This is a genomic window from Clostridium nigeriense, assembly GCF_900086595.1.
Classification (GTDB): Bacteria; Bacillota; Clostridia; order Clostridiales; family Clostridiaceae; genus Clostridium; species Clostridium nigeriense.
In genome coordinates this window covers 3708102-3720124 of sequence record NZ_LT575472.1, presented here as the reverse complement: position 1 = coordinate 3720124, position 12023 = coordinate 3708102, and the positions used below count along the sequence as shown (strand labels likewise).

General features: G+C 28.1%; 10 protein-coding genes and 1 riboswitch. Of the genes, 8 read left to right on the top strand and 2 right to left on the bottom strand.

Annotated elements, in window-relative coordinates; translation table 11 throughout:
* The first annotated feature begins 301 nt into the window (after window positions 1–301).
* The 4 genes from pfkA to BN6774_RS17650 all read left to right on the top strand — a co-directional run bounded on the left by pfkA (window position 302) and on the right by BN6774_RS17650 (window position 5273).
* Window positions 302–1261: a 6-phosphofructokinase gene (gene pfkA / locus BN6774_RS17665; protein ID WP_066896166.1), complete on the top strand. Its 960-nt coding sequence runs from the start codon at window positions 302–304 to the stop codon at window positions 1259–1261.
* A gap of 91 nt (window positions 1262–1352) precedes the next feature.
* Window positions 1353–2771 carry a pyruvate kinase gene (gene pyk, locus BN6774_RS17660; RefSeq protein WP_066896163.1) on the top strand — a complete coding sequence of 473 codons (1419 nt, stop codon included), beginning with the start codon at window positions 1353–1355 and terminating at the stop codon, window positions 2769–2771.
* A gap of 365 nt (window positions 2772–3136) precedes the next feature.
* Complete coding sequence (rlmD, locus tag BN6774_RS17655) at window positions 3137–4501, top strand: 23S rRNA (uracil(1939)-C(5))-methyltransferase RlmD (RefSeq protein WP_066896160.1); 1365 nt, start codon at window positions 3137–3139, stop codon at window positions 4499–4501.
* A 238-nt stretch (window positions 4502–4739) separates the two neighbouring features.
* Window positions 4740–5273: a pyridoxamine 5'-phosphate oxidase family protein gene (locus BN6774_RS17650; RefSeq protein WP_066896157.1), complete on the top strand. Its 534-nt coding sequence runs from the start codon at window positions 4740–4742 to the stop codon at window positions 5271–5273.
* Window positions 5274–5326: 53 nt separating this feature from the next.
* Here the strand turns inward: BN6774_RS17650 and BN6774_RS17645 are convergent, their stop codons facing one another.
* Window positions 5327–5797: a MarR family winged helix-turn-helix transcriptional regulator gene (locus tag BN6774_RS17645; protein WP_066896154.1), complete on the bottom strand. Its 471-nt coding sequence runs from the start codon at window positions 5795–5797 to the stop codon at window positions 5327–5329.
* 165 nt (window positions 5798–5962) lie between these two features.
* Here BN6774_RS17645 and bilR point away from each other — a divergent pair, with 165 nt between their 5' ends.
* The 4 genes from bilR (at window position 5963) to BN6774_RS17625 (ending at window position 11587) form a co-directional block, all read left to right on the top strand.
* Window positions 5963–7882: a bilirubin reductase, long form gene (gene bilR, locus BN6774_RS17640; protein ID WP_066896151.1), complete on the top strand. Its 1920-nt coding sequence runs from the start codon at window positions 5963–5965 to the stop codon at window positions 7880–7882.
* A 46-nt stretch (window positions 7883–7928) separates the two neighbouring features.
* A riboswitch (Fluoride riboswitch) is annotated at window positions 7929–8004 on the top strand.
* 69 nt (window positions 8005–8073) lie between these two features.
* Window positions 8074–9255, top strand: coding sequence for a cation:proton antiporter domain-containing protein (locus BN6774_RS17635; protein WP_066896148.1), 1182 nt, complete (start codon window positions 8074–8076; stop codon window positions 9253–9255).
* Window positions 9256–9378: 123 nt separating this feature from the next.
* Window positions 9379–10893 (top strand): methyl-accepting chemotaxis protein, encoded by a 1515-nt coding sequence (locus BN6774_RS17630; RefSeq protein WP_066896145.1) that lies wholly within the window; start codon window positions 9379–9381, stop codon window positions 10891–10893.
* A gap of 286 nt (window positions 10894–11179) precedes the next feature.
* Window positions 11180–11587, top strand: a complete 408-nt coding sequence (locus BN6774_RS17625; protein ID WP_066896142.1) for a bacteriohemerythrin — start codon at window positions 11180–11182, stop codon at window positions 11585–11587.
* Window positions 11588–11709: 122 nt separating this feature from the next.
* Here the strand turns inward: BN6774_RS17625 and BN6774_RS17620 are convergent, their stop codons facing one another.
* Window positions 11710–11919 carry a cold-shock protein gene (locus tag BN6774_RS17620; protein ID WP_066896139.1) on the bottom strand — a complete coding sequence of 70 codons (210 nt, stop codon included), beginning with the start codon at window positions 11917–11919 and terminating at the stop codon, window positions 11710–11712.
* Between the last annotated feature and the right edge of the window lie 104 nt (window positions 11920–12023).

Sequence of the window (12023 nt, the reverse complement as noted above, 5' to 3'; positions counted from 1 at the left end):
AACTAAATGAAAAAATTTACAAAAACTAATTAAGAAAAATTTATTAATTCATAGATAAATGGCATTAATTTAGGGTATAATATAAGCTATAAGGTATAAAAAAGTCGATAAAAATCGTATTATTGTATTTATTTTAGTTGCATAAAATTAAGTAAGCAAGTACAATAAATAAGGTGATTAAAAATTAGTAAAAAAACTAATTAATATGGTAAAAATTTAAATTATTATAGTTTATAAAAAATGGATAATTCCACAAAAAGTGGGACAACCTTTGTCCCAGTGGTGTTAAGGAGGAAACAACATGAAAAAAATAGCTATTTTAACTAGTGGTGGAGACGCTCCAGGAATGAACGCAGCAATAAGAGCTGTTGTAAGAACTGCTTTACATCATGGTATTGAAGTAATGGGCGTTCAAAGAGGATATAGCGGTTTAATTAATGGTGAATTATTCCCAATGGATAGATCATCAGTATCAGATATCATCCATAGAGGTGGTACTGTATTAAGAACAGCTAGATGCGTTGAATTTAAAAAAGAAGAAGTAAGAATTAGAGCTACTAAAATATTAAAAGCTTATGGTGTAGATGCCTTAGTAGTAATTGGTGGTGATGGTTCATTTACAGGAGCTAAACTTTTATCAAAGTTAGGTGTTAAAACTGTAGGTTTACCAGGAACTATAGATAATGATTTAACTTATACTGATTTTACAATTGGATTTGACACAGCTTTAAATACAGTAATAGATGCAATAGATAAAATTAGAGATACATCAACTTCTCACGAAAGAGTTTCAATAGTTGAAGTTATGGGAAGAGATTGTGGAGATTTAGCTTTATATGCAGGTATAGCAGGAGGAGCTGAATATATAATTACACCTGAAAAAGGTTTTGACAAAGATGAACTTTGCAAAGTAATTTTAGAAGGAAAAAGAAATGGTAAGATCCATAATCTAGTATTATTAGCTGAAGGTGTTGGTGGAGCTCAAGCTCTAGCAGAGCACGTTGAAAATGTTACTGGAATTGAAACAAGAGCAACAGTTTTAGGACATATTCAAAGAGGTGGTAGCCCAACAGCTACAGATAGAGTACTGGCTTCAAGAATGGGATCTAGAGCAGTTGAAGTTCTTTTAGAAGGAAAGACTTCAAGAGTTATAGGAATTAGAAATAACGAGATAATTGATCAAGATATAGATGAAGCTTTAGCATTAGATAGAAAATTTGATGAAAAATTATTTGAAATAGCAAACGAAATTTCATCTTAGACTATATAACCTTGATTTATTACTCAAAATATATATGACTATATTTAGTCAAAATAAGCCTAAAATATTATACTTAAAGGAGTGTTATTACATGAGAAAAACTAAGATGATTTGTACTGTAGGACCAGCTAGTGAAAGCCCAGAAATATTATCACAAATTATTGAAGCAGGAATGAATGCATCAAGACACAACTTCTCCCATGGAGATCATGCAGAGCATGCAACTAGAATAAACTTAGTAAAAGAATTAGCTAAGAAGCACAATAAAGAAATAGCTATAATGCTAGATACTAAAGGACCAGAAATCAGAACTGGAAAATTTGAACCTAAGAAAGTTGAATTAAAATCAGGTAATGATTTTACTATATATGCAGGTGGAGATGTTGTAGGCGATACAACTCAATGTACAGTAACTTATGAAGGATTAGCAAATGATGTTAAACCTGGAGATACTATATTAATTGATGATGGTTTAGTAGGATTAAGAGTTGAATCAATTGAAGGAAACAAAATAAACTGTAAAGTTATGAATACAGGTTTTGTTGGAACTCACAAAGGAGTTAATGTTCCAGGAGTATCAATTAAATTACCAGCTTTAACTGAAAAAGATATAGCTGACCTAAAATTTGGTTGTGAAATAGGTGTTAACTTAGTTGCAGCATCATTTATAAGAAAAGCAGCTGACGTTGAAGCAATAAGAAAAGTTTTAGTTGAAAATGGTGGAGAACATATTCAAATATTCTCAAAGATAGAAAATCAAGAAGGTGTTGATAATATAGATGCTATATTAGAAGCTTCTGATGGTATAATGGTTGCTAGAGGAGACCTAGGTGTTGAAATACCAATGGAAAAACTTCCAGCAGTTCAAAAAATGATAATAGAAAAATGTAATAATGCAGGAAAGCCAGTTATAACAGCTACTCAAATGTTAGATTCTATGATAAGAAATCCAAGACCAACAAGAGCTGAAGTATCAGACGTTGCTAATGCAATATATGATGGAACTGATGCTATAATGTTATCAGGAGAATCAGCAAATGGAGATTGGCCAGTAGAAGCAGTTCAAACTATGGCTAAGATAGCTATAGAAGCTGAAAAACAATTAAACTATGAAATAGCTACTTCAAAGGCTACTAAGCATATACCAGCTATAGCAGGAGTTATTTCAAGGGCTGCTGCAAATGCTGCTTATGAATTAAAAGCATCTGCTATAATTTCTTCAACTCAAAGTGGAGCAACAGCTAGAAGATTATCTCAATGTAGACCAGATTGTCCAATAGTTGCAGTTACTCCAGATGAAAAAGTAGCTAAGAAATTAGCATTATGCTTTGGAGTTTATCCAGTTGTTTCAGGACAAATGGAATCAACTGATCATATGATGGAAGAATCAGTTAAGGTTGCTCAAGAACATGGATTTGTTACTAAAGGAGATACAGTAGTAATAGCTGCAGGTGTTCCAGTACATGAAGTTGGTGCAACTAACCTATTAAAGATTAGTGTAATTGAATAATATAATAAAAAAGGAAGCTTTAAAATAAAGCTTCTTTTTTTATTATATAGAAATAAATGAAAATCATTATCATATAAAATAATAAAAGATATAATTTAGTTATAAAATTGTATTAAATAAGTATAAATTTTATTTAAAATAAGATAATTAACAAAATGTTAACAAATATATTGATAAAGTTTAAGTTATAATGTATATTATGAAATGAATAATGTAATAATATTATTATGGAATTAAATGGCAACTAATTCTGGATTTGGGCATCAATTGATGCCTATTTTTTTTGTAATTTAAATATTTTTATGCTATTATTAGATGAAACTTTAGAAATAACTAAATTTACAAGGTTTTAAGAGGTGAATAATTTGGTTGAAAAAAACAATGAATATATATTAGATATAATAGGTGTAGGGTATGAAGGTGAAGGTATAGCTAAAATAGAAGGATATCCTATATTTATAGAAGGTGCTATTTTAGGAGAAAAAGTTAGGGTTTTAATAGTAAAAACTAAGAAAAACTATGCTTATGGAAAATTACTAGAAGTAATTGAATCTTCAAAGGATAGAGTAGAACCAAAATGCGCTTTATATAAAAGATGTGGCGGATGCACAGTTCAACATATGAATTATAAAAAGCAGTTAGATTATAAATTTGAACGAGTTAAGGATTGCATATCAAAAATTGGTGGATTAAATAATGAATTGGTTAATTACCCAATACGAATGGAGAATCCAGAAAGATATAGAAATAAGGTTCAATTGCCAATTGGCTTAGTAAAGGGAGAATTAAATATAGGTTTTTATGCACCAAGAAGTCACAATATAATTGATTTAGAAACTTGCTTAATTCAAGATGAAATAGCAGATAAGGTCACAAGTATAATAAGAAACTGGATGAAAAAATATAATATCCAACCTGCTAGTATTGATGGGATTTTCAATGAAAGTGGATTAATAAGACATATAATGATACGTAAGGGTTTTACCACTAAAGAAGTTATGGTAGTATTAGTATCCACAAAAAGGAATGTACCACATATAGATGAATTTATAAATGAAATTAAAAACAATATAGATGGTATAAAAAGTATTATTTTAAATGTAAATAGTGAGAATACAAATGTTATTTTAGGAGAAGAATGTATAACATTATGGGGATCAGATACTATAACTGACTATATAGAAAACTTTAAGTTTAATATATCACCATTATCATTCTTCCAAGTAAACCCTGTACAAACAGAGAGATTATACTCAAAGGCACTTGAATATGCTGGATTAACAGGTGAAGAAACTGTTTTTGATGCTTATTGTGGAACAGGAACAATTACACTTTTTCTTTCTCAAAAAGCAAAGAAAGTATATGGGGTTGAAATAATTGAACCAGCTATAGTAAATGCTAGAGAAAATGCTAGGATTAATAATGTTGATAATGCTGAATTTTTCGTAGGAAAATCTGAAGAAGTAATACCAAGTTTAATAGAAAAGGGAATAATACCAGAGGTGATAGTCGTAGATCCTCCAAGAAAGGGATGCGATATAAAACTTTTAGATGCAATTGGTGAAGCAAAACCAAAGAGAGTGGTATATGTATCTTGTGATCCAAGTACCTTAGCAAGAGATTTGAAGATATTAGAGAAAAAAGGATATAAAACTGAAAAAGTACAGCCGGTAGATATGTTTCCACATACTAGTCATGTAGAATGTTGTGTGCTATTGAAGAGAATATAAGTAGGGAAAAGAGTTGTGAAATTTTTGATTAATTATCACAACTCTTTTTAATTTATTTTATTTTGTGTAAAATTAGTTTATTATAAATACTGATTTTACACAAATAAGGAAATTTTACAATTGAAAATATTTCCATAAAATTTGTTTAAAAAATAACAATGAAATCGTTGAAAAATATTTCAGTTTTTGATATAATTTTTTTGTAACAGCGAAAGAACAATATTTAGGGGGATTTATAATGAATAAAAGATTGATTGCATTATTATGTGGGACAGCTATAGCGCTTTCTTTAACAGGATGTGGAAACAAGTCTGATAGTAATACAGGAGTAGTTATTGAAAATGCAAGTGTTGATAGTATATCAAAAGCATCAACTAAAGCTTTCTATGAACAAAGTTCTTTAAAAGGTCAAGAATTAGTAGATGCAGTTAATGCTAGAACTGGAACATTTACATATGCAACTACAAATGAAGATGGTTCACCAAATTTAGCTATATTTGGTTTCGGTATGATTGACGAAAATTATGCAATGGCTGGAATATCAGAAAATCAAACTTTACAAAATTTAAAAAGAAATAAGATAGCAGTAGTTTCATTCTATCAATATGATGCAACAGCAACAGATAAATTTGAAAGAAATAAGGGTGCTAGGTTAGTTATAAAATTAGTTGAAGATAAAGATAAAATAGATGAATTAAAGAAAAAGACAGAAGGAAAATCAAATGAGAATACAACTTTCTTTGAAATAGTAGAAGTTAAACCATTAGGATAATAAGAAAGCTATCAATTAGAATTTATTTTAGATTCAGTTGATAGCTTTTTTTGTTAAATCTTTTCAATTGAGCAGTTAATTTTAGTTACTAATTTATCTAAAATGTTTTGCTCTTCCATAGTAAGTTCATCTATTAAGTTATCACATAATATTGGTAATATATCTGATACAATTTTTAAGGACATTTTTTCTAAATGATCCATTAACAAGATAAGTAAGTCGTGACCTTTTGAAGTTAAATTTATTAGTCTAACTCTATTATCATTTTTAGATGGATTTATATAAACTAAATCTTTTGATTCTAAACTTTTTACAACATAATTTGTTGTACTATGAGCAAATTCAAATGAAGAAGTAATATCTCCCATAGTACTTTCTCCATATTTATATAGATAGTATAAAACTATTTTTTCTTCTTTTTTTAAGGATATAATCTGATCATTAATATTAAAAGGTTTTCCAAACCAATCTTTATATTTTTTATTTTCATCAAAGTTCATGTCTATTAATCTATTTACTAGCATAATTACCCCTCCATAATGGATTTAAATATTTTATAAAAATTATAGCATAAAAGAATAATAAAAGATTAATAAATTTATTTCAATTATTGAAATAAATTTATTAAGGTGATATAATGATATTAATATTTCAGTTTTTGAAATAAAAGTTGAATAGGAGAGTGCTTTATGAATATTTTTACACCTATTAAAATTGGAAATGTGGAAATAAAAAATAGAATTATGTTTCCACCATTAACTACTTCTTTTGAAGAAAGAGGAGGTATTATTACTCCTAAAGCAATAGAATTTTATAGAGAAATAGCAAAGGGTGGAACTGGATTAATTGTAATTGGAGATGTTTCAGCAGTTGCAGCTTTTTCAAAAACTCCAACACTTCATCATGATGGATTAATAGAAGGACATAAAAGTTTAACAGATGCTGTGCATAAAGAAGGAAGTAAAATAGCAGCACAAATATTTTATCCAGAAGTAGATCCAGATATAATAATGAATGAAGCAAAAGTAAATGGAATGCCTTCAGCAATGAAGCTTCATCATAGATTATTTAATGAATTTGTAAATGAAGTTGATAAAGCTGGAATAGAAAAAATACAAAATTTAATTGTTGATGTAGCAGTAAGAGCTCAAAAGGCTGGATATGATATGTTACAACTACATGGAGATAGATTAATAGGTATGTTCTGTTCACCTATTTTAAATAAGAGAACAGATGAATATGGTGGTTCTTTTGAAAATAGAGCAAGATTTGTATTAGAAGTTATGGACAAGATAAGAGCTGTATTACCTGATATGGCAATAGATTATAAAATGTCTATTATTAGAATGAATCCAAGAAAAGGTTTTGGTGGTCCAACATTAGAAGAAGCTAAAATATTAGTTAAGTGGTTAGAAGAAAAGGGTGTTAATTCATTCCATGTAGCTCTTGCAAATCATGGAGCATTAATAAATACAATACCTTCAATGGGATTAGAACCTTATGGATGTTTCTTAGATTTAGCAGAAGAAATAAAATCAGTTGCAACAGTTCCAGTAAGTTGTGTTGGTAGAATATTAAGACCAGAAATGGTTAGAGATATATTAGATACTAATAAGGCTGATATAGTTGCGTTAGGAAGACAATTAATTGCAGATCCTAATTGGCCAATAAAGGTTTTAGAAGGAAAAGAAGATGAAATAAGATACTGTATTATGTGTAATAGAGGGTGTGCAGATAAATTACTTGCACATGGAAGTATAGCATGTTCAATTAATCCTATTAATGGTTTAGAAGAAGAAATTCTAATAACAGAAGCAGAAAAGAAAAAGAATATATTAGTAGTTGGTGCAGGGGTAGCAGGACTTGAAGCAGCATGCGTAGCAGCTGAAAGAGGACATAAGGTTACAGTATTAGAAAAAGAAGATAAACTATTTGGACAATTAAACATAGCTATGGCTCCTCCAAATAAATCTGAAATGGAAAGATTAATGGAATACTATTCAAAGCAAATAAAACGTCTTAATGTAGAAATTAAAACAGGTGTAGAAGCAACAGTAGAACTTATAAAAGAGTTTAATTGTGATGAAGTAATAATTGCTACAGGAGCAACTAGCATAGTTCCTAAATTTGATGGAATTGAAAATATGAGAGTTGTATCAGCTTGGGATGTTCTAAATGGAAGTGAAGAATTAGAAGGTAAAATTGCAATTATAGGAGCTGGATTTGTAGGTATTGAAACTGCAGAGTATATAGCAGAAAAGAATAAGGAAGCTTTTGTAGTTGAGCTAAGTGATAAAGTTTTAGGTGGCGAAAAAGCAACTAACATGGACATTATGTTTAAGAATCTTGCAGATCATAATGTAGAAATTTTTAAATCACATAAGCTTGTGTCAATAGAAAAAGATCATATAAAGGTTGAGCATGCTGATGAAATTAAAGAAATGTCATGTGATATGGTAGTAGTTGCAATTGGAGCAAAACCAGAAAATGAATTATCAAATAAATTAAATGAAGCAGGAATAGTACATCATTTAATAGGAGATTGTAAAACTGTAAGATTAATAGGAGATGCAGTAAGAGATGGATTTAATTTAGCTGTAACACTATAGCTAAAAAACTTGAATTAAAAATTTAAGTATGATAATATAAAGAAAATTATATGTAGGGAATGAAGTACTCCCTAAGTTTAAAACTTAAACCGCTTATTTAAGCTAATGACTTCTGTAATTATATTACGGAGTTATTAGCTTTTTATTATTTAGGAGTAGATTATTTTATATTTATTAAAAGGAGGATGAAGATGTTAACAAGTTTATCACTTATTTTTTTATTAGGTTTATTATTAGGATCTATTTTTAATAAACTGAAGTTACCTAGTTTGTTAGGAATGATATTCACTGGAATTATTTTAGGCCCTCATGTCTTAAATTTATTAGATGATTCTATTATAAGTATTTCTGCAGATTTAAGACAATTAGCATTAGTAATTATTCTAACCAGGGCTGGATTATCCTTAGATATTACAGATTTAAAAAAGGTAGGAAGACCAGCAATTTTAATGTGTTTTGTTCCAGCTTGTTTTGAAATCGTAGGAGTAATTTTAATAGCCCCTAAATTATTAGGTGTTACTTTACTTGAAGCGGCAATAATGGGATCAGTTATTGCAGCTGTATCTCCAGCAGTAATAGTTCCAAGAATGATAAAAATTATGGAAGAAGGATATGGTAAAGAAAAGAGCATTCCTCAATTAATTTTAGCCGGAGCATCTGTAGATGATATATTTGTGATTGTAATTTTTACTGCTTTAACAGGATTAGCAAGTGGAGAGTCGGTTTCAGGATTTAGATTATTAGAAATACCAATTTCAATATTATTAGGAATTATAATAGGTATAATTTGTGGTGCTTTGTTAATAAGGTTTTTTAAAAAGATTCATATGAGAGATTCTATAAAAATAATTATTTTATTAAGTATATCATTTTTATTAATTGAATTTGAACATAGGTTAGATGGTATTATACCAATATCAGGACTATTAGCAATAATGAGTATGGGTATTTTTATGAAACAAAGTTACTCTATATTAGCAAGTAGACTTTCAATAAAATATAATAAGCTTTGGGTTGCAGCAGAATTATTATTGTTCGTATTAGTAGGAGCTACCGTTGATATAAGCTATGCTTTATTAATGGGGGTATCAGCAATTATAATAGTTATATTAGCTTTAATTATTCGAATGATAGGGGTATTTATTTGTATGTTAAAAACAAATTTAAATATGAAAGAAAGATTTTTTTGTATGATAGCATATATGCCTAAGGCAACAGTTCAAGCTGCTATTGGTGGGATTCCATTAGCCATGGGATTAGCTTGTGGAGAAAAAGTATTAACAGTTGCAGTTCTTGCAATTTTAATAACTGCTCCTTTGGGTGCTTTCTTTGTAGATGGAATGTATAAAAGGTTACTGGTTAAGAATGAATAATATAATTAATTGTTTATTAAAAATATAAGTTTATTGACAAAGGTGCATTTCAAATATAATATTTTAATATGAAAATAATTCCATAAGAACAATTTAATTGATAAAAGATAGGGGAAGAGATTTATGGGGGAAGAAAAATTATACTTATATTCAAGTAAAGAAGAGCAAGTAAAAAAGGCAAATAAGTTTATTATACAAGGATATATGTTCTTTTACTTATTTGTAGCAATTATTGTAGTTGTTTCATTTTTAAGAGGAATACGTACACTACAGTACACCTTAGCTTTTTTATTTATTATATTTTTGATTACATTAATAACTAATATAATGTATAAGAGAAACCAGACAGATGGTAGAATAAAGTATATATCAAGTATAGGAGTTTTAATTTTAACATTTTTAGTTTCAATAGCTTTTAATAACTACTATTTAAGATTTATGGCGGCCATACCTTTTATAGCGAACATAGTTTTTTATGATAAGAAGTTCGCTAGAATTTCAGGATTATCTGTAGGTATTTTAAATATAATTACTACTAGTATTAAAGTTTTTGGAATGAAATCATATTTAGGCGAGGAAATAGTTGATCATTGGTGTGCAACACTAGGAATAATAGTTCTTATGGCATTTATATATTTTACTGTTGGTGTAGTAAAAAGATTTAATGAAGATGCTATGGGTAGTTTAGAGGAAGAAAAGAAGTATCAAGGAAATATATTAGATGATGTAATATCTGTAGCAAATGAGGTTAGAAAAGAAACGGAAAATGCCATGAATATTGTTAATGATCTTAATGAATCCACTAATGTTGTAAATTTATCAGTTAAAGATATTTCTAGTAGCACTAAGGTTACATCAGAAAATATTCAAACTCAAACTATAATGACAACAGATATTCAAAATTCAATTGAGAATACTCTTGAAAGATCAGAGAATATTGTACAAGCCACAAATAAGTCGGAAAAATTAAGTGTTGAAAATCTTAAGTTAATGAATGAATTAAAACATCACTCAGAAATAATAGGAGACATAAATTCAAAAGTAGTTGAATCAGTAAATAAACTTAAAGAAAGAACGAATGCAGTTAAAAGTATTGTGGATACAATTTTTGAAATATCAAATCAAACTAATCTTCTTGCATTAAACGCATCCATTGAAAGTGCTAGAGCTGGAGAGGCTGGGAGAGGTTTTGCAGTAGTAGCAGAAGAAATAAGGAAATTGGCAGAAAAAACAAATAATGAAACTAAAAATATTAGTATAATCCTTTCTGAATTATCAGAGGAAACTGAAGAAGTTGCAAATGAAGTTAATATATCTATTAATGCAACAGAAACCCAAAGTAAAATAATAAACAAATCATCAAATAGCTTTGACAATATGAGTAAAAATGTGAGTTATCTTATAGAGGATATTGCTGAAATTGATAAAATGTTAAATAAGCTTTCAGATGCTAATAATAGTATTGTTGAGAATATAATACAATTATCAGCAACAACAGAGGAAGTTACAGCATCAGCTATGGAATCAGAAGAAATTAGTGGTAGAAACCTAAAAAATGCAGATGAGGCTAGAAAAATCTTAAGTAATGTTTTAGAGGTTTCTTATAGGTTAGATAAATATTTAAACAAAAATTCTTAGTTTAAAGAAGAAAGTAGAAGATGCCGTATATTCTATTTTCTTCTTTTTTTAATATTATTTGTAAATAATAAGATTAGGCTATTGATATAAATATTATTGAACCGTATAATAATAAGGAATAAATTCTGGGGAGATTTTAAATAGATATAATCACTAAATATATTGGGGGATTTAAAATTAATATTTGGATCAAGGTTTGCTAGCGTAAGTTTTTATCTAACACTATTAAAGGGTAATAATATAAATAGGTTGGGTTATTTATAATTCTAAGAGGGGATTTGTAAATATGATTGAATGGAGCGATAAATATAAAACAGGAATAGCAATAATAGATAATCAACATAAAGAATTATTTAGATTATTTAATAGAATATATGATTTATATAATAATGAATTTTTAATAGACAAATATGATCATATAATAGAAGCTATAGAAGAACTTAAGGATTATACAAAGTATCATTTTAAAGCAGAAGAAGAATATATGCTTTCGATAAGATACAATAAATTTTTTGAACATAAATTAAAACATAAAGATTTCATCAATAAAATTGAGACTGTAGACTATAATCTAATTGATGATAATCAACAAACTTATTTACTTGATTTATTAAAGTTTGTAACTAACTGGCTAATAAATCATGTTATAACTGTAGACAAGCAGTTACCTGTAGATAATAAGCTAGATAAATAATATAAAATGTGACTTTTGTATACCTTTTATATCGGGATTTCCTCAGAGTTTAAATGTATATATTAATATAATTGAAAAAAAGTCTGTACTAGAAAGTGTTTAATCTTTCTAGTACAGGCTTTTTACATTTTTTGTACATTTATAGCCATTGGGCCTTTGTTACCTTCTTGAATATCAAAAGATATATTCTCTCCTTCATGTAAATCTTTTTCAGGACCCTTTTCTTTAATTTGAGAATGATGAACAAAAACATCATTGCCTTCATTGCATGAAATAAATCCATAACCCTTTTCCATACTATACCATTTAACTACTCCAGTATATTTAGACATAATGACCTCCATTAATTTAATTATCACTAGATAGTATTTATAAAAAAATAAATTTTACTCTTAAAAATCAAATATTTCTTTATATTAAGAGAAATATAGATTAT

Excerpts from the sequence above, each read along its gene's own strand:
- pyk (WP_066896163.1), top strand. The coding sequence starts at position 1,353 with ATGAGAAAAACTAAGATGATTTGTACTGTAGGACCAGCTAGTGAAAGC.
- pfkA (WP_066896166.1), top strand. The coding sequence starts at position 302 with ATGAAAAAAATAGCTATTTTAACTAGTGGTGGAGACGCTCCAGGAATG.
- BN6774_RS17630 (WP_066896145.1), top strand. The coding sequence starts at position 9,379 with ATGGGGGAAGAAAAATTATACTTATATTCAAGTAAAGAAGAGCAAGTA.
- BN6774_RS17625 (WP_066896142.1), top strand. The coding sequence starts at position 11,180 with ATGATTGAATGGAGCGATAAATATAAAACAGGAATAGCAATAATAGAT.
- BN6774_RS17650 (WP_066896157.1), top strand. The coding sequence starts at position 4,740 with ATGAATAAAAGATTGATTGCATTATTATGTGGGACAGCTATAGCGCTT.
- BN6774_RS17645 (WP_066896154.1), bottom strand. The coding sequence starts at position 5,797 with ATGCTAGTAAATAGATTAATAGACATGAACTTTGATGAAAATAAAAAA.
- bilR (WP_066896151.1), top strand. The coding sequence starts at position 5,963 with ATGAATATTTTTACACCTATTAAAATTGGAAATGTGGAAATAAAAAAT.
- BN6774_RS17635 (WP_066896148.1), top strand. The coding sequence starts at position 8,074 with ATGTTAACAAGTTTATCACTTATTTTTTTATTAGGTTTATTATTAGGA.
- BN6774_RS17620 (WP_066896139.1), bottom strand. The coding sequence starts at position 11,919 with ATGTCTAAATATACTGGAGTAGTTAAATGGTATAGTATGGAAAAGGGT.